Origin of the sequence: Bacillus sp. RC252, assembly GCF_044909215.1 — a bacterium.
In the GTDB taxonomy this organism is placed as follows: Bacteria; Bacillota; Bacilli; order Bacillales; family Bacillaceae_G; genus Bacillus_A; species Bacillus_A mycoides.
The window spans coordinates 112,460-136,299 of the sequence record NZ_JBIYDV010000013.1; the positions used below are offsets into that span (position 1 = coordinate 112,460).

The 23,840-nt window shown below is 35.5% G+C and carries 25 protein-coding genes and 1 other annotated feature; of the genes, 11 read left to right on the plus strand and 14 right to left on the minus strand.

Annotated features, from left to right (window positions below):
- Positions 1–175: 175 nt before the first annotated feature.
- Positions 176–1,021, minus strand: a complete 846-nt coding sequence (locus ABH960_RS18985) for a DUF72 domain-containing protein (protein ID WP_002166082.1) — start codon at positions 1,019–1,021, stop codon at positions 176–178.
- A 160-nt stretch (positions 1,022–1,181) separates the two neighbouring features.
- On the opposite strand from ABH960_RS18985, the gene ABH960_RS18990 reads away from it, so the two are divergent.
- From ABH960_RS18990 to ABH960_RS19000, 3 genes are all read left to right on the plus strand, one after another.
- On the plus strand, positions 1,182–2,447 hold the full coding sequence (locus tag ABH960_RS18990; protein WP_002126365.1) for an ATP-binding protein: 1,266 nt from the start codon (positions 1,182–1,184) through the stop codon (positions 2,445–2,447).
- A 257-nt stretch (positions 2,448–2,704) separates the two neighbouring features.
- Entirely contained in the window at positions 2,705–4,543 is a 1,839-nt protein-coding gene (locus tag ABH960_RS18995) for a Gly-Xaa-Xaa repeat protein (protein ID WP_404447502.1), read from the plus strand.
- 219 nt (positions 4,544–4,762) lie between these two features.
- A complete protein-coding gene (locus ABH960_RS19000) occupies positions 4,763–5,200 on the plus strand; it encodes a hypothetical protein (protein WP_113937030.1) in 438 nt (145 codons plus the stop codon).
- 165 nt (positions 5,201–5,365) lie between these two features.
- On the opposite strand, the gene ABH960_RS19005 is transcribed toward ABH960_RS19000, so the two are convergent.
- Positions 5,366–7,405: a transglycosylase domain-containing protein gene (locus ABH960_RS19005; RefSeq protein WP_002086687.1), complete on the minus strand. Its 2,040-nt coding sequence runs from the start codon at positions 7,403–7,405 to the stop codon at positions 5,366–5,368.
- 311 nt (positions 7,406–7,716) lie between these two features.
- Here ABH960_RS19005 and ABH960_RS19010 point away from each other — a divergent pair, with 311 nt between their 5' ends.
- The 3 genes from ABH960_RS19010 to ABH960_RS19020 all read left to right on the plus strand — a co-directional run bounded on the left by ABH960_RS19010 (position 7,717) and on the right by ABH960_RS19020 (position 10,265).
- Positions 7,717–8,337, plus strand: a complete 621-nt coding sequence (locus ABH960_RS19010; protein ID WP_000231445.1) for a DUF47 domain-containing protein — start codon at positions 7,717–7,719, stop codon at positions 8,335–8,337.
- 11 nt (positions 8,338–8,348) lie between these two features.
- A complete protein-coding gene (locus ABH960_RS19015) occupies positions 8,349–9,347 on the plus strand; it encodes an inorganic phosphate transporter (RefSeq protein ID WP_002030715.1) in 999 nt (332 codons plus the stop codon).
- Between the two features lie 117 nt (positions 9,348–9,464).
- A complete protein-coding gene (locus ABH960_RS19020; protein WP_002086690.1) occupies positions 9,465–10,265 on the plus strand; it encodes a sulfite exporter TauE/SafE family protein in 801 nt (266 codons plus the stop codon).
- A 293-nt stretch (positions 10,266–10,558) separates the two neighbouring features.
- Here ABH960_RS19020 and ABH960_RS19025 read toward each other — a convergent pair whose 3' ends face one another.
- Positions 10,559–10,786, minus strand: a complete 228-nt coding sequence (locus ABH960_RS19025; RefSeq protein WP_000883004.1) for a hypothetical protein — start codon at positions 10,784–10,786, stop codon at positions 10,559–10,561.
- 170 nt (positions 10,787–10,956) lie between these two features.
- Here ABH960_RS19025 and ABH960_RS19030 point away from each other — a divergent pair, with 170 nt between their 5' ends.
- Positions 10,957–11,469, plus strand: coding sequence for a Crp/Fnr family transcriptional regulator (locus ABH960_RS19030; protein ID WP_404447509.1), 513 nt, complete (start codon positions 10,957–10,959; stop codon positions 11,467–11,469).
- Between the two features lie 29 nt (positions 11,470–11,498).
- On the opposite strand, the gene hmpA is transcribed toward ABH960_RS19030, so the two are convergent.
- The 3 genes from hmpA to ABH960_RS19045 all read right to left on the minus strand — a co-directional run bounded on the left by hmpA (position 11,499) and on the right by ABH960_RS19045 (position 14,659).
- Positions 11,499–12,707, minus strand: coding sequence for an NO-inducible flavohemoprotein (hmpA, locus tag ABH960_RS19035; RefSeq protein WP_404447513.1), 1,209 nt, complete (start codon positions 12,705–12,707; stop codon positions 11,499–11,501).
- A gap of 221 nt (positions 12,708–12,928) precedes the next feature.
- Positions 12,929–13,447: a hypothetical protein gene (locus ABH960_RS19040; protein ID WP_404447516.1), complete on the minus strand. Its 519-nt coding sequence runs from the start codon at positions 13,445–13,447 to the stop codon at positions 12,929–12,931.
- 114 nt (positions 13,448–13,561) lie between these two features.
- A complete protein-coding gene (locus ABH960_RS19045; protein WP_404447519.1) occupies positions 13,562–14,659 on the minus strand; it encodes a site-2 protease family protein in 1,098 nt (365 codons plus the stop codon).
- Positions 14,660–14,811: 152 nt separating this feature from the next.
- Here ABH960_RS19045 and ABH960_RS19050 point away from each other — a divergent pair, with 152 nt between their 5' ends.
- Positions 14,812–15,009, plus strand: a complete 198-nt coding sequence (locus tag ABH960_RS19050) for a hypothetical protein (protein WP_000776287.1) — start codon at positions 14,812–14,814, stop codon at positions 15,007–15,009.
- A 183-nt stretch (positions 15,010–15,192) separates the two neighbouring features.
- Here the strand turns inward: ABH960_RS19050 and ABH960_RS19055 are convergent, their stop codons facing one another.
- Positions 15,193–16,044, minus strand: coding sequence for a YhfM domain-containing protein (locus tag ABH960_RS19055; RefSeq protein ID WP_113733923.1), 852 nt, complete (start codon positions 16,042–16,044; stop codon positions 15,193–15,195).
- Between the two features lie 108 nt (positions 16,045–16,152).
- On the opposite strand from ABH960_RS19055, the gene ABH960_RS19060 reads away from it, so the two are divergent.
- A complete protein-coding gene (locus ABH960_RS19060; RefSeq protein WP_404447522.1) occupies positions 16,153–16,929 on the plus strand; it encodes a class I SAM-dependent methyltransferase in 777 nt (258 codons plus the stop codon).
- A 39-nt stretch (positions 16,930–16,968) separates the two neighbouring features.
- Here ABH960_RS19060 and ABH960_RS19065 read toward each other — a convergent pair whose 3' ends face one another.
- Positions 16,969–17,178, minus strand: a complete 210-nt coding sequence (locus tag ABH960_RS19065) for a hypothetical protein (protein WP_000880630.1) — start codon at positions 17,176–17,178, stop codon at positions 16,969–16,971.
- Between the two features lie 262 nt (positions 17,179–17,440).
- Positions 17,441–17,699: a binding site (T-box leader), on the plus strand.
- 57 nt (positions 17,700–17,756) lie between these two features.
- On the opposite strand from ABH960_RS19065, the gene brnQ3 reads away from it, so the two are divergent.
- On the plus strand, positions 17,757–19,112 hold the full coding sequence (brnQ3, locus tag ABH960_RS19070) for a branched-chain amino acid transport system II carrier protein BrnQ3 (RefSeq protein WP_404447527.1): 1,356 nt from the start codon (positions 17,757–17,759) through the stop codon (positions 19,110–19,112).
- Positions 19,113–19,136: 24 nt separating this feature from the next.
- Here the strand turns inward: brnQ3 and ABH960_RS19075 are convergent, their stop codons facing one another.
- From ABH960_RS19075 to ABH960_RS19100, 6 genes are all read right to left on the minus strand, one after another.
- Positions 19,137–19,493: a DUF3992 domain-containing protein gene (locus tag ABH960_RS19075; protein ID WP_404447530.1), complete on the minus strand. Its 357-nt coding sequence runs from the start codon at positions 19,491–19,493 to the stop codon at positions 19,137–19,139.
- A gap of 10 nt (positions 19,494–19,503) precedes the next feature.
- Positions 19,504–20,136, minus strand: a complete 633-nt coding sequence (locus tag ABH960_RS19080) for a response regulator (RefSeq protein ID WP_000598709.1) — start codon at positions 20,134–20,136, stop codon at positions 19,504–19,506.
- Positions 20,133–21,188, minus strand: coding sequence for a sensor histidine kinase (locus ABH960_RS19085; protein ID WP_002011673.1), 1,056 nt, complete (start codon positions 21,186–21,188; stop codon positions 20,133–20,135). Before ABH960_RS19085 ends, ABH960_RS19080 begins: the two co-directional genes overlap by 4 nt.
- Entirely contained in the window at positions 21,188–21,928 is a 741-nt protein-coding gene (gene liaF, locus ABH960_RS19090; RefSeq protein ID WP_002126337.1) for a cell wall-active antibiotics response protein LiaF, read from the minus strand. The genes ABH960_RS19085 and liaF overlap by 1 nt, the downstream gene beginning before the upstream one ends.
- Positions 21,929–22,034: 106 nt before the next feature.
- Complete coding sequence (locus ABH960_RS19095; RefSeq protein WP_002011675.1) at positions 22,035–22,697, minus strand: PspA/IM30 family protein; 663 nt, start codon at positions 22,695–22,697, stop codon at positions 22,035–22,037.
- 44 nt (positions 22,698–22,741) lie between these two features.
- The gene (locus ABH960_RS19100; protein ID WP_002011676.1) at positions 22,742–23,098 is read right to left on the minus strand and encodes a lmo0954 family membrane protein; all 357 of its coding nucleotides are present in this window, start codon (positions 23,096–23,098) and stop codon (positions 22,742–22,744) included.
- A 310-nt stretch (positions 23,099–23,408) separates the two neighbouring features.
- Here ABH960_RS19100 and ABH960_RS19105 point away from each other — a divergent pair, with 310 nt between their 5' ends.
- Positions 23,409–23,831 (plus strand): GNAT family N-acetyltransferase, encoded by a 423-nt coding sequence (locus ABH960_RS19105; RefSeq protein WP_002011677.1) that lies wholly within the window; start codon positions 23,409–23,411, stop codon positions 23,829–23,831.
- The last annotated feature ends 9 nt before the right edge of the window (positions 23,832–23,840 follow it).

Consider the following 23,840-nt stretch of genomic DNA (forward strand, 5'->3'; position numbering starts at 1 on the left):
TTTTTATTTATTTTCCGAAAAACTATTGACTATGATAATGATAACCATTATCATTTATTACGAAGCCAACAATTGATGAATCAACCAAACGCTCAGTAACATTGTTACCCCTCTTTTTCATATAGAAAGGCACTGTACATTCCCCCTGTTTGTACAGTGCCTTTCTTGTTTATCATCATTCAAACAAATTTAATTGCTCAGGCTTCGGCTCACCATATGTAATGTTCATCATTTTCATAAGCTGTTTCGCATTATCCGCTGCATCTCCGCCCGAATTATTATTAAACAATACAAATATATCCTTCGTCTTCTTTTTCAATCGCTCTAATCGTTCTACCCATTCCGCCAATTCTTTACTATTATAACGATATAGACAGCGAACCGCTCTCCAATTTTCTCCTTTATCCAGCCAACCATGAATATTTCGGCCATGAAAACGTATTAACGCCATGTCCGAGTTTGTTGCCTCTAATATAAGCGGTACTGATCCTATTCCAGCCTGAGGCTCATCGCAAATTGTATGAATCCAGTTTTCTTTTTCTAAAAACTGTAACGTCTTATCTCTCATTTCTGGATAAAACCATGTTTGATTTCGAAATTCTATTGCACATGGTAAATCTTCCATTTTTTCTTTCGTGTATCGAAGTAAATCTACATTTTTCACTTTACAATCAAACCATGGTGGATATTGAAATAAAATCATTTTTAATTTATTTGCTTCTATTAAAGGAAGAATGGATTGTTTATACACATCAAACATCTCATCGAACGTAGAAAAAGGGATTTCCCCTTTCATATGTCCTGTCATTCCTTGATAGGCTTTTACTATAAAAGAAAAATCTTTCGGCGTTTCCATCGCCCATTTTGTATAATTCCGCGCAGGTTGTATCGCATAAAATGAACTATCTACTTCCACAATGGGAAAATGTTCACTATAAGTTCGCAATTTATTTCTATTTTCATAGGGATTTATATATAAAGAATCATGATCTCCCCACCCTGTCACTCCAATGAAAAGCAAATATATCCCTCCCTTTTTAACTTCACCTTCTATCCATTCTACTCACTTCCCGGACATTTCAGCTAATCAATTTCATTAAGTAGCCCCTTCTTTAAGAGTATCCGTATAAAAATATGATATACTAAATGGAAGAATTTTTAAATTGAGGGGTTATTTATTTATGCTTCCAAACGATGATATTGTATCTCATGAAAAACGAATAGAAGAACTAGAAAATAAAGTGCGGTTATATGAAGAGCTTGTGAATCAATTACCACATCATTTCACATACAAAAATCCACATATTGGTTTACAAATAAAGAAAACGAGAACGACTCATTCCATTCAAAACATACAAAAAGAGAATAAAAAGGCTGATTTTCAACTTACTTGCGATTCATTATTTTTATTTGAACAACTTGAAACATACTTTGTTCATATTTTTGATGCTTTTTCACATCATGTCACCTTTGTTGATAGTAAAGGAAATATAACTTTATGTAATCAAGCTGCAGCAGATGATTTTGGTGTAGTACGAAATGATATAATTGGAAAGCCAATTCAACAATTACTAAACTTGCCAGAAGAACAAATTAAAGCGATTGAAACATTAAGAACAGGAACAGAAATATATAATGAAGAAGTGTTAGACAAAAACTATGGTATTTTAAACAATCGAATTATTCGGGATTATAACGGAGAGATTTTTAGAGTTATTAGTGTCTTCCATTATTTAAACACAGAACGTGATGCAGAAAAATTTTCATTAGCAGGACGAATCGCAGCTGGGATTGCTCATGAAGTACGAAATCCCCTTACAACGGTACGTGGATACTTGCAATTTCTACAAGATAACGTTTCTCCATCCAATAAAGAATTGTTTAAAAGTCTACTCATTCCTGAACTAGATCGTGCAAATAGTATTATCACAAAATTTTTAGCCATTTCAAAAACGCGTGAATTTACTAGAGAACCTTTTCCCATCAATACGTTTTTACGCGAATATATTCAACAACTACTTGCTAGTGAAGTTTTTTTACACAACATTTCTATTGACTATGAATTTTCTACGGAATTAGATGGTGTACTTGTCAATATCGATCGTCATGAACTTGTGCAAGTTTTTTTAAATTTATTTCAAAATGCTATCGATGCTCGAGGCGAAAGACCTCTTTCCATTCAAATCTCTAGTTATCGCCTAGATAACTTTGTTCGGATTACTTTCACAGATAACGGAACTGGGGTTCCTCCAGCTATTCAAGAATATATCTTTGATCCATTCTTCTCAACAAAAGATTCAGGAACAGGACTGGGCTTGTCAGTAACGAAGAAAATTATTCAAAATCATAACGGTACATTAAAAATGTCTAGTAATCAAAACGGTACAACTTTCACTATTTCTATTCCAATTTTACCTAAAGCGAACTATGAACGAATTAATCATTAAAAAGGTTGGGCTGTTCCACGAACTGCACGCAAATTGTTAGATATAATCTAACAATTTGCGTGCAGTTTTTTTATTCTAACCTATTCTTTTTTAACTCATATAAATCTTTCTCTATCTCTTAATTGTTCTTTGTTTTACAAGATAGGTAAACTTCTTATTTTTTTAGAAATAGTAGTTTGTCCCTCACGAATTCAGTTTAGTTTTCATTTTATTATATAGTCACGACTATTTATTCTATAAAAGAAAGGAATGAACAAATGTCCAACAAAAATAAAGGGAAAGTGTTTTATGGTAATGATTGTTGCGAAGTAAGAGCTTGCAGTTATATTAACATCTCTAAGGCAGAACTAAAAGAGTATGCTAGACTTCTTCAAGCTCTTGGTCAAAGTATTCAAGCTGTATTTCAAAACCCTTCTCAAGATAACATCGATAAACTAATTACTCTCCTGAATAATCTTCAAAAATTCCTCAGTTGCTTAGATTTATCACCTGCACAAGAAAAGATTGGTAGTTCTATTATTGCTAACTTATTAACTATCCTAAAGTCCTCACCTTTCTCATGCGGAGCATTGTACGTTGAACTACAAAGTTTGCTTAATTATTTATTGTATATTGCTAAGTTATTCAAAATCGATTGCTGTACTATCGATAAACTAGTTAAGCTCATTACAGAAATTCAAGCTATCCTAGTTCAATATGGATCAGGTTGCCTTGGTGGAGGAACAATAGGACCTACTGGACCTCAAGGACCGGCTGGTGCTCAAGGTGCTACTGGACTTCAAGGACCACAAGGTATTCAAGGTCCGGCTGGTGCTCAAGGTACTCAAGGTCCGGCTGGTGCTCAAGGTACTCAAGGTCCGGCTGGTGCTCAAGGTGCTCAAGGTACTCAAGGTACTCAAGGTCCGGCTGGCGCTCAAGGTGCTCAAGGTCCGGCTGGTGCTACTGGCGCTCAAGGTGCTCAAGGTCCGGCTGGTGCTACTGGCGCTCAAGGTGCTCAAGGTCCGGCTGGTGCTACTGGCGCTCAAGGTGCTCAAGGCGCTCAAGGTCCGGCTGGTGCTACTGGCGCTCAAGGTGCTCAAGGTCCGGCTGGTGCTACTGGCGCTCAAGGTACTCAAGGTCCGGCTGGTGCTACTGGCGCTCAAGGTGCTCAAGGCGCTCAAGGTCCGGCTGGTGCTACTGGCGCTCAAGGTGCTCAAGGTACTCAAGGTCCGGCTGGTGCTACTGGCGCTCAAGGTGCTCAAGGTCCGGCTGGTGCTACTGGTGCCCAAGGTGCTCAAGGCGCTCAAGGTCCGGCTGGTGCTACTGGTGCTCAAGGTACTCAAGGTACTCAAGGTACTCAAGGTACTCAAGGTCCGGCTGGTGCTACTGGTGCTCAAGGCGCTCAAGGTCCGGCTGGTGCTACTGGTGCCCAAGGTGCTCAAGGTACTCAAGGTACTCAAGGTCCGGCTGGTGCTACTGGCGCTCAAGGCGCTCAAGGTCCGGCTGGTGCTACCGGCGCTCAAGGTGCTCAAGGTACTCAAGGTCCGGCTGGTGCTACTGGCGCTCAAGGTGCTCAAGGTACTCAAGGTCCGGCTGGCGCTCAAGGTGCTCAAGGTGCTCAAGGTACTCAAGGTACTCAAGGTCCGGCTGGCGCTCAAGGTGCTCAAGGTCCGGCTGGTGCTACTGGTGCTCAAGGCGCTACTGGACCGTCGGGCACACCAATCCCTGTAACTATAGCAGCAATAGGAAATTCTAATCCACAAACTATATCACCTGGAACGAATATCCAATTCAATCAAGTTTTCGAACTAAATAATCTCATTTTTAATGACACTTCAGATACTTTAACTATTTTAGAAACAGGAGTATACGATATTAGTTTCTCAGCATCTACAACCTTCCCGGGTTCTTCACCATTTGGATTCGGTATTTCATTCAACGGTCAACCACCTACTCGTAATTTTTCAACTAACGTTATCGGTAGTGCGGTTTCTTTCTCCACAATTGTTACTTTAACAGCTGGTACAACAATCTCTGTACAACCTACAGTAAATACTATTTCCATCCCTAACACTGGTGACACAACAGCTACACTATCAGTCTTCCGAATTTACTAATTTTAGTTTTCATTTTATTTTTGAACGACCAAGAATGTTTGATTTATAGTAATTTGTATTATTTTGATTGTATGTTAAATCTTTCTTTTAATAAAAAGGAGCACTTATTTTGGAGGATAAGTGCTCCTTCTTTACGTTTCTTTACTTCAAATTTACTCTAGCTTAATCCTCTTTTTGTATGATGAATAGTGAAGACAAAGACATGAAAGAGGGATGACAATGCGAATTATATCACTGACACGTTTTTGGTTTGTTCTTATGGTATGCATAATTTTATGTATAGGGTTTCTTTTAACTCTAAACTATTCAAATGTTTCAAAAGCAGAAAGAAAAACCATTCCATACGAACTTCTGTATACAAAACAAAACAACATCCCGTATTCCTCTTCCACACAAAATGAAAAAAAAGTTATAAAAGGAATGCTTATTACAGAAGCTTCTAGTTATGAAAACCTACTTCAAATCGCTGAAACGATTAAAGATCAATATAAAAATAAAGACGTTGATGAAATAACACTCTCTATCCATAATGAAAATACTGGAAGTTTCGAAGAGGAATTGCCATATGAACCTATTAGTAAAGGAATAATAACCGTCACGTATGATTCTCAATCCTTCGGTAGGACCAATGTTACGCTAAATAAACTGAAGCTTTAATCCGTGGCGCTTTTCCCATCCCCACGGATTATTAAGTTAAACCCATCAAATTTTTATAGGCAGCTCGATTCTCACCTAACTTCTTTTCTGTTGCCACATTTTGAACCGAGATAAAACCGCTCATTTCTCATAAAAAAGAGGCGAACTCGCTATTCGCCTCTTTTTTTACCAAAATGGAATCCACTCTTTCACTTTATCTATCCATTCATTTTGCTGTTCTTTTCTTTGTTGTTCCTCTTCTTTTCGTTTTTTCTCTTCTTCTTTCCTTCGTTTTTCTTCCTCAATCGTTTTTAATTGTTTTGTATAATCCGCCTCAGGTATTAGTGATAACTGAAATGCCTTTTGAGTTGGATTTCCATTCGCTTTCTTCATAATATCCCGGAACATTGTCGTTGTAATTTGGCTGCCTCCTGGCACATAATGCTCACTATCCGTTTTATCATACCCTACCCAAATCGCACCTACTAAATCCGGTGTGTATCCAACAAACCACGAATCCTTCGCACCAGTGCTTGGTCCATTTACAAGCTGGGTAGTCCCTGTCTTGCCTGCGGTATCGATATTATTAACTTTCGCTTTTTCACCTGTTCCCCTTTCAATAACACCTTTTAATAAGTATGTCATCTTTTGGGCAACTTTCTCGTTCGTCACACGAGTTTCTTTCTTATACCATTTTCCAATTGTTTCCCCTTCAGCATTTTGGATTTCTCTAATGGCATGAGCTTCTACTTGGACACCATCATTTGCAAGTGCGCTATACGCTTGAGCCATTACAAATGGTGAAGTCCCTACATGCATACCTCCTAAAGCAATCGGATACGTATGGTCTTCAGGCTCTAATGGAATACCAAACCGCTCTAAAGATTTCAATCCTTTATCTAATCCAATTTTCTCTAATAGCCAAACTGCTGAAACATTATATGACTTTGCCACCGCTTCATACATCGTCACATTACCATGGAACGTATGATCACTATTTTGTGGTGCATATTCTTTAATATTAAACGGTTCATCTTTTAAGACATCGTATACTTCATATCCTTGTTCTAACGCTGGTACATACACTGCAAGAGGCTTTAACGTTGAACCTGGCTGTCTTTTTAATTGTGTTGCATGATTAAACTGCAAAAATTGATAAGGACCTCTGCCTCCAACTAAAGCCGGAACACCGCCAGTTTTTGGATTCATAAGGACCACTCCAGTTTGCATAAGCTGATCTGAGCCACTATCTTTAAAATAACTATCATTATTCACAACATCTTCAACCGCTTGTTGTTTTTTCGAGTCAAGTTCCGTATAAATACGATAGCCACCTGCTAAAATTTCATTTTGTGTTAATTCATACTTGTCCATCGCTTCTCTAACAATATAATCTACGTATTGAGAATATTTTCCCTTATATTTATCGTCAACACCACGTCGTAATACAAGACCTGATTCTTTCTCCTGATTATATTGTTCTTCAGAAATATATCCTTGCTCCTTCATTAAACCTAATACGACATTACGTCTTTCAATTGATTTATTAAAGTTTTTATACGGCGAATACGCAGATGGCGCTTTAATTAATCCTGCAATCGTTGCGGCTTCTGAAATCGTTAAGTCTTTTACTTCTTTATCAAAATAAGATTTAGCTGCTCTTTTTATCCCCCAAGCACCTTCACCAAAATAAATTTGATTCATATACATTTCAACAATTTCATCTTTCGTATAAGTACGTTCTATTTTTTTCGTTAGAAAGTATTCCTTTATTTTACGCGAGAATGTACGGTCTTGCGTTAAAAATACATTTTTCGCAAGTTGCTGTGTAATTGTACTACCACCTGCCACAACTTCACCGGCTGTAATGTTCTTAAATACAGCACTTATAATTCCACTATAGTAAATACCATGATGACTAAAAAATTCCTTATCTTCTACTGCAACAATTGCTTGAACCATAATATCAGGAATATCTTTCCTTTTGACCCCTTCTGTTTTAGAAGAAGCTAATTTAGTCGCAACTTCATTATTTGCATCATAAATTAAAGTCGGTTGTGGAACAGCTTGTTTTAATTCAGATATATCTTGAATGGAAATTATTATATTTACAACAATAAATAGAGTAGCAAGTAAACTTCCCAATACAATTAATGAATTGCGTAGTTTCTTCCTCTTATTGAACCACTCAAGCGTTTTTTTAAAGTGAGTGTTCTTCAATTTCATTGGTTCACTTCCTTCATTTGTTTACACTCTTCTTTTTAAAAGGAAGAATATACCTCCTTTTAAATTTATTATAATAACGTAGTCGTTCCTATAGTGTAAAGCTTTTCTTTCACATTCATACTTTTTGCAAGAAAAGGACATTCTACAAGTAAGATATTCATCGTTGAGTATTAATATTATTAATACAACAATGAGAGTTATGTTAAGTTTTTGTAAACTTTTCGATAAAATGTTTTAAAAAACGACAGTTTTTTGTTAGAATTGATTAGCCAATATATTTTACATATATTACTTTTGTGGGGGTAACAATAATGGTCTTTAAATCAAAAAAAGATAAATTTTCTGAAATGCTTATGAACGTTTCCGAAAATTTAAAAGAAGGCGCGCAGTTTTTCGTGGAGTATAAAATTAAAAATGCTAGCGATTTAAAAGAGTTTTCTATGCGCATGAAAGAGTATGAGTCAAAAGGTGACTCATTCATTCACGAAATCATTATGGAGCTAAACAAAGCGTTTATTACTCCTATTGAACGTGAAGACATCCTACAACTTGCAATGAGTATGGATGATGTATTAGACGGATTAGATCACAGTGCTGGTCTATTCGAAATGTATTCTATTACAGAAGCTGATGAATACATGATTAAATTCGTTGAAGCAATTAATCAATGTGCGATTGAGATTGCAAATTCTGTTGAACTACTTTCTAAAAAGAAATTAGTCGATATTCGTACAAATGCGATCAAGATTAAGGATTACGAGTCACAATGTGATGATATTCGCCGTCATGCGATTAAGCACTTATTCTCTCGTGAGAAAGATCCGATTAAGATTATTCAATTTAAAGAGATTTACGAAGAGCTTGAAGAAGTAGCTGATAGCTGTCAAAGCGTTGCAAACGTATTAGAAACAATCATTATGAAGAACGCGTAAGGAGTTTGATCATGGATACACTCTTGATACTGACCGTTTTAGTAGTCATTTGCGCTTTAGCTTTTGACTTTATCAATGGATTTCACGATACAGCAAACGCTATTGCAACGGCTGTTTCAACGAAAGCTCTAAAGCCTAGACATGCAATTGTTATGGCAGCTATTATGAACTTTTTAGGTGCGATGACATTTACAGGTGTAGCAAAAACGATTACAAAAGATATTGTTGACCCGTTTGCTTTGCAAAATGGTTCTCTTGTAATTTTAGCTGCTTTGCTTGCGGCAATAGTCTGGAATTTGATCACTTGGTACTATGGCATTCCAAGTAGTTCTTCGCATGCAATCATTGGCGCAATCGCTGGTGCAGCAATTGCTGCTGCTGGTATTAGCGCATTAAACTATAAAGGGTTTATAAAAATTCTTGAAGCTTTAATCATTTCACCGATCATCGCTTTTGTTATTGGTTACATCGTATATAGTATTTTTAAAGTGGTATTTAAAAACTTTAACTTAACGAAAACGAACAAGAACTTCCGTATATTCCAGATTTTCACCGCTGCATTGCAAGCTTATACGCACGGTACGAATGATGCACAAAAAGCAATGGGAATCATTACGATGGCTCTTATGGCCAATAACTATCATACTTCTGGCGATATCCCTTTCTGGGTACAATTATCTTGTGCAATCGCAATGGGTCTTGGTACTTCTGTCGGTGGTTGGAAAATTATTAAAACTGTCGGTGGACAAATTATGAAAATTCGTCCTGTAAATGGTGTAGCTGCCGATTTATCATCATCACTTGTTATTTTCGGCGCAACATTTATTCACTTACCGGTTAGTACGACGCACGTTATCTCTTCTTCTATTTTAGGAGTTGGTGCTTCACATCGCGTGAAAGGTGTAAAATGGGGAACTGCAAAACGCATGTTAATTACATGGGTTATTACACTTCCTATTTCAGCTTCTTTAGCTGCATTATTTTACTACTTATTACACTTAATCTTTTAATCAAAAGTCGTCTTCCTTATTTTTCTAGGAAGACGACTTTTTTGTGAACAAGCCTATTTCTTATTAAAAAGCGTGTATAATGATTGATGGATAAGTTATATAGAGGAGTTGGCAATTTTGGAATACATCATGTTACTTTTCATCGGATTAATCGCCGGGACAGTCGGGAGCCTAGTCGGACTTGGAGGCGGAATTATTATCGTTCCGTTATTAATTGGATTACACAGTTTATCACCACAACTCGCAGTAGGAACTTCTATGGTAACAGTCGTTTTTACAGGGCTGGCTTCTACCCTTACTTATATGAAACATAAACGGGTAGATTATAAAAGTGGACTTATTTTATTTATCGGGAGTGGCCCTGGTGGTATTATCGGATCATGGGCAAACAAATTTTTAAACCAAGATACATTTTCTTTATACTTTGGGATTTTTCTTATATTCGTCTCCATTCTTCTTATACTACGAGACAAATTGAAACCTCTTTCCCTATCAAATATGACTGTAATTAAGCGATCTTTTACAGATAACGAAGGAAATACTGTAGACTATCAATTTCCACCATTTCTCGCTATCTTTATTGCCTTTATAGTTGGATTTATATCCGGATTATTTGGAATCGGTGGTGGTGCCTTACTTGTGCCAGCGATGATGCTCCTTTTTGCGTTCCCAGCACACATTGCTGTAGCAACTTCAATGTTTATCGTATTTCTCTCAGCAATTGTAAGTTCTTTAACTCACATCTCTCTAGGAAATGTCAGCTGGGCTTATGCATTAATTCTTATTCCTGGTGCATGGATTGGCGGAAAAATCGGGGCTTATATTAACACAAAATTAAGCGGTAATGCAGTAATTAATTTATTACGTATCACATTAATTATTCTTGGAACTAGATTAATCATTACTTCATTTTTATAACGCGTTCTTTCTAGAATGCGTTTTTTCTTATACACATGAATATAAAAAGGCTCCTAGGAGAACAAATAAAACTAAACAAACACTTAATAGCATAAAATTTGAAATATGTAATTTCTTCAAGTTGATCACTCCTATAGCTATGACTGTTATCTTTATGATAGCGAAAAAACAGTTATCTTACAGTTACAAAGCGCTAACAATGCAAAATCATTTATTACAAATTTTATCCTTATATTTCATTTCTTTGTATAATCTATCGATTCAATAAAAAAAGATGTCATATTGACATCTTTTTAGTGAAGAAGTGACCACCCCATAAAGTCTTCATGTACTTGGCACGCCCTCTTATCGTTTCGATCATATAATTCAGCATAACTATCTGTTTCTTCATCATAAGCCATCGTATAAATAATTTGGCCGTCTATTTCAACGGATAAAACGACTCCACCTTTCATCTCTTCTACATGAATGATAGCATTCGCCGGAATTCTCATATCCGTCATCTTCATCGCATCTAACAATATACTAAACCCCCTACAGCGTATTCATTGCTAGTACTATTACACACTAAATAGTATACTACTGTAATAGCATACATTTCGTCAATGAAATTGCTGTTTAAAAAGCATATTGTCTTTATACATTTACGCTAAAATATAAGAAATAGAAATGTTTTAATGGGGGGCTAACATTGATTCTACATAAGGGAGATGTATTATTCCGTCAAGGTGAGGACGGTCCATTATATTTTATAAAAACAGGTTTATTAAAAGTTATTCGGTTAGAAGAAGACGGAACACCATTTTTATTTAATATTATCGTTCCTGGTGAAACGATACCTCACCATTCTTTAATTTCACCGAAGGAATATCACGGTACAGCTATCGCTTTAATGAAAACAGAAGTTGAGCCTATAATTAGCCATGAATGGTACGACAAACTTCAGGCAAATCCTGCATCATATGAAAATATCGCTATACAATTACAATCGAAGTTAAGAATGATGCAACAGCGTATCGATCAATTGACAACTGTCTCTCCTAAAGAACGCCTTCATCGTTTACAAGAGTGGTTCACCTTTTATTTAGGTGACATCCCTATTTATGAAATATTAACACAAACTGAAATTGGGCAGCTCATAGGTGTACGCCGCGAAACAGTAAATCGCTTACTTAGAGAACAAGCAAAAAACGAGGTAAAATAATACCTCGTTTTTTGCTTGGCAACGTTAACCTATTGTAAGCTTGCTGCGGGACCGAAAAATTCATAATGAATGTTCTCTTGTTTAACACCCAAATCAATTAATGCAGTATTTATATGTTTCATAAATGGTACTGGACCGCAGAAATAAAATTCTGCTTCAGTCGTTGGAATAATAGTTTGTAACCATTCACGTTCAATGAATCCTTCTTGATCAAAATTCTTCATTTCCACATCTTGCTCTGTCGGTGAAGAATAGCAAGTATATGCTTTAACTTGTTCATACTCTTTTTCTACTGTCTCAACATGCTCTTTCATCGCATGTGTATTACTATTTATCGCCGCATGAACAAAGCATACATTACGCTTTGATTCTTGTTCAATTAACGTATTTAACATACTCATCATCGGTGTAATACCTACTCCACCACTAATTAGTACAACAGGTAATGTTGACTCCATATTTAATACGAAATCTCCCGCTGGTGCACTTACTGGTAAGACATCTCCTTCCCCTACATGATCATGTAAGTAATTAGATACTTTACCATCTGGTGTATCTACACCTTTTTCTTTCTTTACACTAATACGATAATATTCTTTTCCAGGAGCATCAGATAAGCTATATTGACGATTATGCGTATATGTTTCACCTTCAATATTTATTTGAATCGTTACATATTGTCCTGGGATGAATGAAGAAACTTTCCCGCCATCTTCAGGTTTTAAATAAAATGATGTAATAACATCGCTTTCCTTCACTTTTTTAACAATCACAAAGTTGCGGAAATCTTTCCATCCACCTTCTTTATGTGCAGCTTCTTCATACATACCCGCTTCAATGCTAATGAATGCATCAGCAATGACGCCATACGCTTCTCCCCATGCATTTAAAACTTCATCAGGTGCGCCTGCGACCTCTTTAATCGCTCGTAGTAAGCATGTACCTACTATTGGATAATGCTCTGCTTTAATACCTAAACTTCTATGCTTATGACCGATTTGTTTTACAACTGGAATAATAGCTTCTAAATTATCAATGTACATTGCAGCTGCATATACAGCATTTGCTAACGCTTGTTGTTGTCTTCCCTTTTTCTGATTCGTATGGTTAAAAATATTCAATAACTCCGGATGTTCCGAAAATAAAATTTGATAAAATCTCGTTGTAATTTCAACGCCTTTTTCTTGTAATAACGGTACTGTTGACTTTACGATTTCAATTGTTTTTGCACTTAACATTGTATCCCACTCCTCTATTTCCTTAACTGTTTTTAGTTTAACTGAATTGTATAATACATATTGTGATTTTAATCACTATTAACATGGTGTTTTTGTGAAAAATATATGAACAAAAACATATTAAATAAATTTTAACTAGTGGCGTGCTCCCATACGCTACTAATTATTAGCCCTCATTAATTGGGCTCAAAAAAAGGCTAACTAGAATTCTAGCTAGCCTACTACTTCGTTTGTATCGCTTGTTCAATTACTTGTATATTCTGCCCATCTCCAAACTCGGTATACCCCCATACATTCGTCTCACCTTTATATTTATTTACAAGTATATCCAAGTCATGATATACGCGATGAGCATAGACTACATACTCAATATTCTGAAGCCCCACACCTTTTTTTACAATTTCATAACTTCTATTCACATCGCGTTTTATTTTTTCATTTTTTATTTCTTTATGTGTATTTTTTAAAGAAGGTTCTTGCTCTTGAAACCATTGTTTAAAATGTTTCCAATCCCCATCTGTATATTTCTCTGCCTTACCATAGTTCAAGAAATTATTATAACTTTCATGTGTCGTACGAACAAATTCGAGTGTCTTCTTCTTCTCTTGCACATCTTCTATTTGTGCTACTGTATTTACTCCAGCAGACTTATTCGCATAATACAATAGTACTTTCATAAGACTATAGCTCGCTATTGCCATTACAGTAATAGCTACCAATACACTTAACAATTTCTTCATATACAGAACTCCTTTTCTACTATGAATATTACAATGTACTGTTACACTTGTAACATTCTCTCGCAGAAATGTAATTCCTGTTTAAATCCTCCTTTTCATTTCGACACTATTTTTCTACAAACTTCTCCTTGGTAAATGCTCTTGTAAAACAACATAACCTTCATAAGCTGTATAACCGAGTATAGCCATTAATCCGATATAACAAGCAAATACTGTCCATTTCGTTTTCGTATCGACTTTATAATAATTTTCTTGTTGTTCCTTTTCTGTTTCCCATTCATTTAATTTTCTTTCTGACATTTCAAATGCTTCTCTTATATGAATTGTATGCATTTCTTTTTCATCTTCATATGGGACATAATCAAGTGGCTCAAATTTTGGTAAAAGGTACTCTAGCACTTCAATCTTTTGAAGTTCTCCTGTTTTTAATTCTTTTTCACGTTCTCTTTGTCTTAATACATTCATTTCATGGTGAATCATATAAATCGTTCGATGCACCGCATCAGTTTCTTTTAATTCCTCTTCAAGCCTAGTAACATATTCTTTTATTCCATCGATTTTATATCCTAATTCCTTAATCGGCTCATCTCTCTTTATTACTCTATATAGTTCCATACAGCCGATAATAAAAATAAATCCTCCTAAAATACTCTTGAAGTAAATAGAATAGCCGAGTAGTAAAACTAGCCCTGCCCCCCAAATTTTCGTGCTTACAACTGAAATTATTCGTCCACCATCTAATGGAGAAACTGGAATTAAGTTAAAGAAATTAATCATACTTCCAAGTAAAATAATAAGCGCCCAAAACGGCTCTTTCGTGATTATATACAGTGGGATCGCGGGTAAAAATGAAAGCAATCCGAAAAGAGGTCCCATATATGCAATGTAAGCTTCATCTTTTGCATTTTTCGGCATCTCTTTCATCCCAATAAGAGCTCCCATAAATGGTATGAAGATTGCTGGCGATGTTGGTATCCCTTTCTTTCTCGCTGCCCATAAATGCCCCATCTCATGTACAAACAATAAATATACGAGTGCTACCCCAAACTTCCAACCATATATGACTGCGTATGCACCAAGCGATAAAAACATACTAAATACTGTTGAAAATTTTGCTAACTTAAAAATTGCAAATACCCATTTTAACTTAGATAGTAAAAATAACCCTATTGCAACTATAACTCCCCATAATCCTTTTTTATTATTTTTCATATTCCTCTCCTTTATCTCGCTTTATTGAGCCATATACACTCATCAAAACTTATTCTTTTTCTCTATTATGACATATTTTTTTCTATTGTTAGAAATAATGTTTATTCCATCCATTTTTAGCCAAAAATAAAAATAAAAGGAGGTAAATACAAATGAAATTACAATCTCTTATGATAGGCGCTCTATCGTTTTTAGCTTCAACTCTTATTTTTTATACCGTCAGCTACGTATTATTATTAGATTGGTTGCCAAATCACTTATTTATAGCCCTTATTATTCTTTCCGCTCTTATGATTTCCTTTCTAATTACACGAAAATCAATGAATGAGCCATCTGCAAAAGCAAAATAATAGAGGGGATCTTTCCCCTCTATTATCATTTCCTAGGAAAGGCCATATAGACTTTATGATTCTTACTGCCCGCTATTTACGGGCAGTAAGAATCCCACCTCAAAATTCGGCTGGAGCAAACAATTTAGGTAGGAGTCGTGCTAATAATCAGCGGGGGATGCCCCCACTGATTAAAATTTCACTTTATCTTTGTAAATTCATTTTTTCACCATACTCTTTAACAATTTGAATAATGTTTTGAAATGCTCCTACTTTTTCTTTCTTACTATTTAATATTTGTAAATCGTGATTATCATAATAGGTTTCTAGTGATTTTAATTGTGATTCTGAAGCATCTTTTATCGGAACAGTAACATTCAACTCATACTGTTTATACCCTTCCTTTACTTTTTCAGCTGAAATTATTTCACTCTCTTTTGCGCCAATTAATTTTTGAACCTTTTCCGGGAAAATTAATTGCAAATAATATTCTTGTTCCTTCGCTAACTTATTATATAGTGATTGTGAAATCGTATAACGTACTGTATAATTCATTTTTTGATCACCCGCTTTAATATGAAACGCAGTAATCTGCAAATCTTTTTTCGTTATTTCCGTTAAAGGCCCTACCTGCATCTCATCTTCTTTTTGTTCTGGAATCTTTGGAAATATAGCCAAAAGTTTTTCCGTATCTTTTTCGTTCAGCATATACATAGCTTTTTTATATTGCACCCATCCCCGTCGATCTTCTCCTCTTAACCATGCATAATACGTTTCTATTTTCCCCTCTCTACTAATTTGTATTTCATATTCTGGTTTACCAAAGCTACCTGTTACTTCTTGTTTTTCTGCTTTGCTTATAATATCCACCACTAACTCCGCATCCATTTTCTTTAATTTTTTTTCTTCTGTACCTTTTTGTATAACAGTTATTTGTAATGGTTCTTTCACTTCATTCACTGTCTCCTCTACTTGTTTCGATTCTTTCTTTTGCTCTGCTTGACCACACGACGCGAGTAAAATAACACATAAAACCATTAAATATTTCCCTTTCAAATCGATTCTCCTTTTCCAATAAGAAATTCTTATAATCCTCATACATAAAACAAAAACGTTACATTATATAGAATGAGCTATACTATACAATGAAGGGAGGATTTTACAATGTCCATTAATTTTCATGATGCAAATAATAAGTATACGTATGCAAGTCGTAACGCACATATTTCATGGCGGGAAACAATAAACAATATTGTAGATGTGCAAAATAAACAAGTAATTGATATAGGTTGTGGTGGCGGCATTTACACGAAAGAACTTGCTCTTATGGGAGCCAAAAGTGTTGTTGGGCTTGATTTTTCAAAAGAAATATTACAAGCTGCAAAAGAAAATTGTAACGGCTTCCCAAACATTTCATTCATTCACGGTGATGCACATAATATCTCATTCCCTAATGAAACATTCGACCTTGTCATTTCTCGTGCAGTCATTCATCATTTGCATGATATTCCCACATTTATACGAGAGGCTTCTCGCATATTAAAAAAAGACGGTATACTTATTTTACAAGACCGAACTATTGAAGATTGTACAATTCCAGGAAGTCCTGAACACCTTCGTGGATATTTTTTCTCTGTCTTTCCAAAACTCATTGAAACAGAAGCGAAAAGAAGACCAAAAACCACTACTATTCAGCAAGAATTACAACAATATTCTCTTCAAGCGTTCCCCATACAAACACAATGGGAAGTACGAAAAGTACATGATTCTGTAGAGGCTTTGCTACAAGATTTATCTCCTCGAACAGGCCGATCCATTCTATATGAACTAACAGATAATGAACTTTCTCAACTTCTACATCATATCCAAACGGCATTACAAAACGTCTCTCCTATCATCGAAAGAGATCGTTGGACAATTTGGAGCGCGAAAAAATTGTAAGGAAGGAAGCCTCACAAAGTAATGTGAGGCTTCCTTCTTTCATAATCTAATTTTGCAACACTCTTGATATCCTCCACTCCTGGCCTGTGCACTTCCACACTTCGGACATACTAAATATCTAGACTGATTTGTCAACAAACTACCTTTTTGAAAGAGTAAAACTTCTGCTTGTTTAAACGAACGCGAATAATATAACCACATAAAACCAATTATAGCAATAATGCCAAATAATACTCCCATCGCAAGCATTTCAGTCACCTCTTTTGGTTTGTTCTTTCCAGCAAGTGGATTGTTGTATTATTCTCTGCAAATTCAAACAATTCCTTCCTTACTCCTATAAATATCGATTTTCTCCATAATCTTTACAATTCTCTATAATGTTTTACAGCATTTTTACAAATAGTATTAACCCTTATATTCTCAGCTATATTTCTACAGGAAAGTGTATTTCCCAAAAAATATGTTGACTTTCTAAAAAAAACGTGTGAAAATACTGTCAGAATACTTGAATTAAAATTCATTGACGAGAACGAGTACGTTATAGGACTGTTCCCCAGAGAGTTGGCGATTTGCTGAAAGCCAACGTTCAGTGCTTAACCGAAAATCATCTCCGAGAAGTAGAACCGAATGCTAGAGTAAGTTCTTACCGGATGTCCCCCGTTACAAGGAACACGTATCATGTTGTACGTTGCAAAGCCGTATACATATAGATTTATTTCTACATGTATAAATTAGGGTGGTATCGCGGGTAAATATAACTCGTCCCTTTCTTTAGGGACGAGTTTTTTGTGTTCTTACAATGAATTTACAAAAAAGGAGGAAAAACAATGAACACTGTATCAAAAAAACATGTTTTTTTCACAGGCCTTATGCTATTTTCTTTATTTTTTGGGGCAGGAAATTTAATTTTCCCTCCAATGCTTGGACAAAATGCTGGTGAAAACTTTTGGCCAGCAATGATTGGTTTTTTACTAACAGGAGTCGGCTTACCACTACTTACTGTTATCGCTATTTCTCTATCAGGAAATGGAATGCAACAACTTGCAAGTCATATCCACCCATTATTCGGAATATTCTTTACGGTAGTTGTATACATTGCAATCGGTCCATCTATGGGCATCCCACGTGTTGCTAATGTCGCTTATGAAATGGGGGTTAGTTCTTTCTTACCAGAAACTATTCGCTCTAGCAGCCTAGTGCTATTTTTATACACAGTCATCTTCTTTTCTATCGTATTTTGGCTTAGTTTAAACCCTTCTAAGCTCGTCGATCGTATCGGAAGTGTATTAACACCTATTTTATTACTCTCTATTTTTTTATTATTCGTTAAGAGTGTATTTACACCCCTCGGGCAATCTGGACCAGCCATGCAAGAGTATCAAACTTCTCCAATTTTCAAAGGTTTTATGGAAGGATACTTAACGATGGATACCATTTCAGCACTTGCATTTGGGATTATCGTTGTAAATGCAATTCGCTCAAAAGGTGTGAGTGATCGTAAATCAATTGCCATCGCTACAGCAAAAGCAGGACTTATTGCCGCTACTGGTCTCGTACTTGTATATGGTGCACTTGGCTGGCTCGGTACAACTAGTGTCTCTCTCGGATACGCAAAAAATGGAGGACAGCTACTTACCGTTATCGTACAACAATTATTCGGTCCATATGGTCTAATTCTGTTATCTCTTATCGTTACACTTGCTTGCTTAACAACATGCGTTGGACTTGTATCTGCGTGCAGTCAATACTTCTCAACATTATTGACAAAATTTTCATACAAAATGTTAGCAAGTGTCATTTGCTTGTTAGGATTATTAGTTGCCAACTTAGGTTTAACAAAAATTATCGCCATCTCTGTTCCTATTTTACTTGTTGTATATCCAGTTGCAATTGTACTCGTGTTATTATCATTACTTCATAAATATTTCGGTGGCTATCGATCTGTTTATGTATGTGCTTTAATCGGAACAGCAGTTGTTAGCGTTTTTGACGGATTAAAACAAGGGAATATTCCTGTTTCATTTATCACATCTTATTTTGAGTTTATTCCATTATATAATGAAGGAATTGGCTGGTTAGTACCAGCGTTAGTTGGGGCTATTATCGGTTTTGCTATCGCAAAATTAAGTGGTGCAAAAACAGTACCATTAACGGAGCATTCACCTGAATCGAAAGTATCATAAAAAAACTCCCATTTCGGGAGTTTTTTACATTTGATAAGAAGTATGATTAAAGCTACTTACTTTATAAGCTTTCGTATAGTAATCAATATTCGTATCCACTGTTTCTACTTTTACAACATCATAGCAATCTTCTTGCTTCACTAGAAATAAATAATATTCTTCTGTTGCCTCAATAATTGCAATACGATCTGTTTCAATATCATATTGTTCACAAAGTGCTTGCAACGCATTCACATAGTTACCTAATTTTTTCGTTTCATCCATTCCAAATATCGTTTGAACTAACATACACTCTCTCCCCTTTGTATGTACTGTTAACATCTTAATGATAACGCTTACATAAATAACCGTCAATAAAAAGCTTTGACCATATATAGTCAAAGCTTCCTTCTTATTTCGTCAATTGGTGTCTAAACGCATAAATAACCGCCTGTGTCCGGTCACTTACATTTAGCTTATTTAATATATTACTCACATGTGTCTTTACTGTTTTAAGGGCAATAAACAACTCATCTGCAATCTCTTGATTACTTTTCCCCTCTGCAATTAATAACAAAATTTCAGACTCTCTTTCTGTTAACTCCTCATGCAAAGGTTGTTCTTTCTTCTGACGCATACGAGACATCATTTTGCCAGTAACTTTCGGCTCTAATACCGTTTCCCCATCATAAGTAGCTCTTACAGCATCTGCAATATCACTCGCTCTTGATGTTTTTAATAAATAACTTGTCGCCCCCGCCTCAATAACAGGATATAACTTTTCATCATCTAAAAAGCTCGTGACAACTACAATTTTCGCTTCTGGCCATTCTTGAATAATAGCACGTGTCGCTTCAACCCCGTCCATCTCATCCATAACAAGGTCCATTAAAATAATATCCGGTCTTAATTGCAAAGCTAACTCTGAACCTTTTCTTCCATTTTCAGCTTCTCCAACTACTTCAATATCTGGCTGCGTTGATAAATATGCTGATACACCCATTCGAACCATTTCATGATCATCAACTAGTAATACTTTTATCATGATTCTCCCCCTCTCTCAATCATAATAGGTACTTTCACTTCTATTTGCGTACCTTTATTCGGAAAACTAAGAACTTTTAATGTACCACCAATTTCATGAACTCGCTCTTGCATTGACCTTAAACCGTATGAACCAGCCTTATTAACACCGACTTTAAACCCAACACCGTCATCAATAATTTTCAAAATCGCATATTGATCAATTTTCCGAAGGCGTACTTCGGTTTTCTTTGCCTTCGCATGCCGTAAAGTATTAGACAGCGCCTCTTGTACAATACGGAATAAATGATCCTCTACACCTTTTTTTAATTGAATCGGTTCAATTAACCATTCAATTTTCATATGTTGCTTTCTAGACAGTTCTGTTAATAATTCTTCTATACCCTCTGTTAGTTTCTTACCTTCTAACTGCACTGGGCGTAAATGAAGGAGCAATGCTCTCATTTCTGATTGTGCATTTACAACCATATTCTCAACAAGCTGCAACTGTTTTTTCGTCGTGTCTGGAATTTCAGCTGCTTGCTCATTAATGGCTGACATCATCATCGACATTGCAAAAAGCTGCTGACTTACAGAATCGTGCAGCTCTCTCGCTAATCGATGCCTTTCTTGAGAAATCGCTTCTTGTCTCATCTCTTCATTCCAATGGGCTCGTTCATTCGTTACTTTTTGAAATAGCCCAGCTTGCTCCTCTAAGCGACGAGCAAGACCAATTACTTTTCGTTCCACTTCATGAAATTCATCGTCCGCAGTAAATGAAACATCACTCGGAAAATTCCCTCGCTCTACTTCAAATAGAAAAGTATTTAATCCTTGTATACGCTGTTCTATATAATAACCGATTGCATATCCTACAATTCCTCCGATAAGAAGACTCGTACTCATAATAAACAAGCCAATTGGAACAGAAGCAATGGATTCTTTCCAGAGTAAATCATAAACTTGTTGCTCGCTTTTCCATACATATACAATTGTACAAATAAGTGCGATACTCACAGAGGACAACATAGAATAACGAATATACATCCACGAAATATTCCTTTGTTTTTTCATTATACTTTCCTCACTTCCGTATCGCCTACGACAAGCGAAGAAATAATTTTAATACGACGAGGGGCTTCTTTATACTGTTCTGTTCTAAACGTAACATTACGGTTAAATCCAGTTTCTTCGTGTCCTGGCAGGAGGACTCGCCCAACAATAACAGAATGATTTAAAGACAATTCAATATCATATGGTACATATAAGCGAATATTACCAATGACGCCCCGAATCACAATAACCGTTTCTCCCTCTGGAATCATAGCAGTTGTTAAATCAATCTCGACGTCACAAGCACCATATTGGACGTTAATATCCTCTATTTCATAAATATGATCCATCATTCGTACATTACCTACAAACATATTTTTTATATACGGTTCTGTACGATATATTTGTTTTTCTTCATTTATATATCCCTTTTCTTTAATTTCAACTTTCATTGCTTTTTGCCGATGTCCTTGTTGAATAAGTTGATAACCAATTAAAGCTAAACAAGCAAACACAACAAGTACGAATGCCGCTGATGAAAATAAGAAGAATAAGAAGACAATACCACCGACAAATAAAAATACATTCCCTCTTACATAACGGTTCTTCTTTCGATAATGTCTTCCAAACATAATCATAATAAATGCAAATATTAGACCACCTGGTTCAAAATGTCCAAGTATCATATCAAGAAAAAGACCGAATCCAAATATGATGAGGAGCATCCCCATAAATTGTGTTTTTGAAAATTGCTTCTTCATTTCAGCTCCCCCCTCCTTGTCACATATACATAGAAGAAAAGGCATTGCTTTCCAACACCTTTTCTCCTATCACTATATCATAAGCCTGTTTTATTATATACTACAATTATTTTGTTACTTCTTTCGTTAACGATACTTCATTTTTCTCTTTCATTTCACTCTCTAGTTTTGCAATTTTCATATCAAATGTATCACGCTCATGCTCTTCATTTATACGAAGCTCTATGTCACGAATGTGATCTTCAATTTCTTCGAATCGTAAGAACGGATTATTTTCATCCATTTTATGCATAGCAGTATTCATACGGCGGTTTGCATGCGCCATATTTTCACGTGCCATTAATTCCATACGCTTTGCGTTCATTTCTTTTAATTTATTTTTCATTTCTGAAAGACGACGCTCTAACTCATCAATTTGCTCTACAACACCAGCATACATTTCTTCTAAGCGAGTTACTTGCCCTTCATAATACGCTACTTCTTCTAATGCACGTTCATGCAATTGCAATTCGCCTGCTTCTTGTGCGATGATAGCTTGCTTTGATCTTTTATTAACGAAATAACGTGCTTGCTCAAGCTCACGAGCAAAGTTAGATTTCAATGTTTTATGACGCTGAATCAACTTCTCAATTTTTGTTATTTCACGCTCACTATCTCGTAAATATTGGTTTAACATAGCAATTGGATTTTTTCTTTCTTTCTCATCTAACACATTATGAAAATCAGCTAAAATTGCATCGCGTACACGTCCGAATAAAGATTGTTTCATTATAATCTTCCTCTCTTCTACTTTATAATTTGATTTATTTTATATTAGTTTTTCATTAACTTGTTCCACTCATCTTCAAAGTTGCTATATGGTTTAGCACTTTCTGGAGCAGAATCAACAACTACATTTTTTCCTTTTTTCCACTCACGGTATCCGTAGTATAAAACTACTAATGCTGCGATACCGATTAATGCTGGGGAATGAGAAAGTGCAATGGACAAACCGATTAAACCAACAATACCCCAAGCTAACTTTCCAAAGAATGATTTAGCTCGCACAAATGATTTATAGCTCCAGTACACAACTCCTGCTCCAATGGCGAATCCTACAATACCAGCAAGACTACCAAGAGCAATTAAAGCCAAAATACCGGCTGCGATAAACGCTAGAAATTGTTTCATCTTGTGCTTGCCTCCCTTCGATTTGATACTCTTATCTTAACTATTTTTTCATTTTTTCATAACGAGCTTAAGAACCGTTTTTAACTCAGACTTAAGACTGAGTTAAATTCAGCCTTTTGCAAAACGAACATGTATGCGATGCGTATAGATACAGAAAAATTCTTATTCAATAACGGATGAAAATCTCAACTTGCGCGTCCAAAAAATTAGCAATACATACAAACGTTTATTAAATCACATTAAATATATTATTAAGAAAATTATGTTAAAATAAATCAGAAGGCTACATTTAAATTAAAGGGGATATATCATGAATTTACACATTACGAAAGAAATCAATACCGCCGCTAAAAACTATATAAACAATCAGCTTTATGAATATAATTTAAAGCACTTTCCATCTGATTTAAGAGACAGATACTTAGAGATTCATTTATTTCTTAAAGATGAAAATGGTAAAATATGCGGGGGAATATTAGGTGAAGTCTGTTGGAATTGGTTAGAGATTCACTCTTTTATCATCGATGAAGATATACGTGCATTAGGGTATGGAACTAAACTGTTATTAGAAGTAGAAAAAATCGCTTTAGAAAGAAATTGTGATTTTATAAAAGTTGACACTTTAAGCTTTCAAGCATTAGATTTCTATAAAAAATATGGTTATAAAGAGTATGGTATCCTCGATAACGTAGGAAGAGATTATAAACACTACTATTTGAAAAAGGATTTATAAATAATAAAA

Coding starts and splice junctions, on each gene's coding strand:
- ABH960_RS19065 (WP_000880630.1), bottom strand. CDS start 17,178: ATGCTTGCGATGGGAGTATTATTTGGCATTATTGCTATAATTGGTTTT.
- ABH960_RS19100 (WP_002011676.1), bottom strand. CDS start 23,098: ATGAAACAATTTCTAGCGTTTATCGCAGCCGGTATTTTGGCTTTAATT.
- ABH960_RS18990 (WP_002126365.1), top strand. CDS start 1,182: ATGCTTCCAAACGATGATATTGTATCTCATGAAAAACGAATAGAAGAA.
- ABH960_RS19080 (WP_000598709.1), bottom strand. CDS start 20,136: ATGATAAAAGTATTACTAGTTGATGATCATGAAATGGTTCGAATGGGT.
- ABH960_RS19105 (WP_002011677.1), top strand. CDS start 23,409: ATGAATTTACACATTACGAAAGAAATCAATACCGCCGCTAAAAACTAT.
- ABH960_RS19045 (WP_404447519.1), bottom strand. CDS start 14,659: ATGAAAAATAATAAAAAAGGATTATGGGGAGTTATAGTTGCAATAGGG.
- ABH960_RS19010 (WP_000231445.1), top strand. CDS start 7,717: ATGGTCTTTAAATCAAAAAAAGATAAATTTTCTGAAATGCTTATGAAC.
- ABH960_RS19085 (WP_002011673.1), bottom strand. CDS start 21,188: ATGAAAAAACAAAGGAATATTTCGTGGATGTATATTCGTTATTCTATG.
- ABH960_RS18995 (WP_404447502.1), top strand. CDS start 2,705: ATGTCCAACAAAAATAAAGGGAAAGTGTTTTATGGTAATGATTGTTGC.
- ABH960_RS19040 (WP_404447516.1), bottom strand. CDS start 13,447: ATGAAGAAATTGTTAAGTGTATTGGTAGCTATTACTGTAATGGCAATA.
- ABH960_RS19000 (WP_113937030.1), top strand. CDS start 4,763: ATGCGAATTATATCACTGACACGTTTTTGGTTTGTTCTTATGGTATGC.
- hmpA (WP_404447513.1), bottom strand. CDS start 12,707: ATGTTAAGTGCAAAAACAATTGAAATCGTAAAGTCAACAGTACCGTTA.
- ABH960_RS19095 (WP_002011675.1), bottom strand. CDS start 22,697: ATGAAACAATCTTTATTCGGACGTGTACGCGATGCAATTTTAGCTGAT.
- ABH960_RS19060 (WP_404447522.1), top strand. CDS start 16,153: ATGTCCATTAATTTTCATGATGCAAATAATAAGTATACGTATGCAAGT.
- brnQ3 (WP_404447527.1), top strand. CDS start 17,757: ATGAACACTGTATCAAAAAAACATGTTTTTTTCACAGGCCTTATGCTA.
- ABH960_RS19005 (WP_002086687.1), bottom strand. CDS start 7,405: ATGAAATTGAAGAACACTCACTTTAAAAAAACGCTTGAGTGGTTCAAT.
- ABH960_RS19015 (WP_002030715.1), top strand. CDS start 8,349: ATGGATACACTCTTGATACTGACCGTTTTAGTAGTCATTTGCGCTTTA.
- liaF (WP_002126337.1), bottom strand. CDS start 21,928: ATGAAGAAGCAATTTTCAAAAACACAATTTATGGGGATGCTCCTCATC.
- ABH960_RS19050 (WP_000776287.1), top strand. CDS start 14,812: ATGAAATTACAATCTCTTATGATAGGCGCTCTATCGTTTTTAGCTTCA.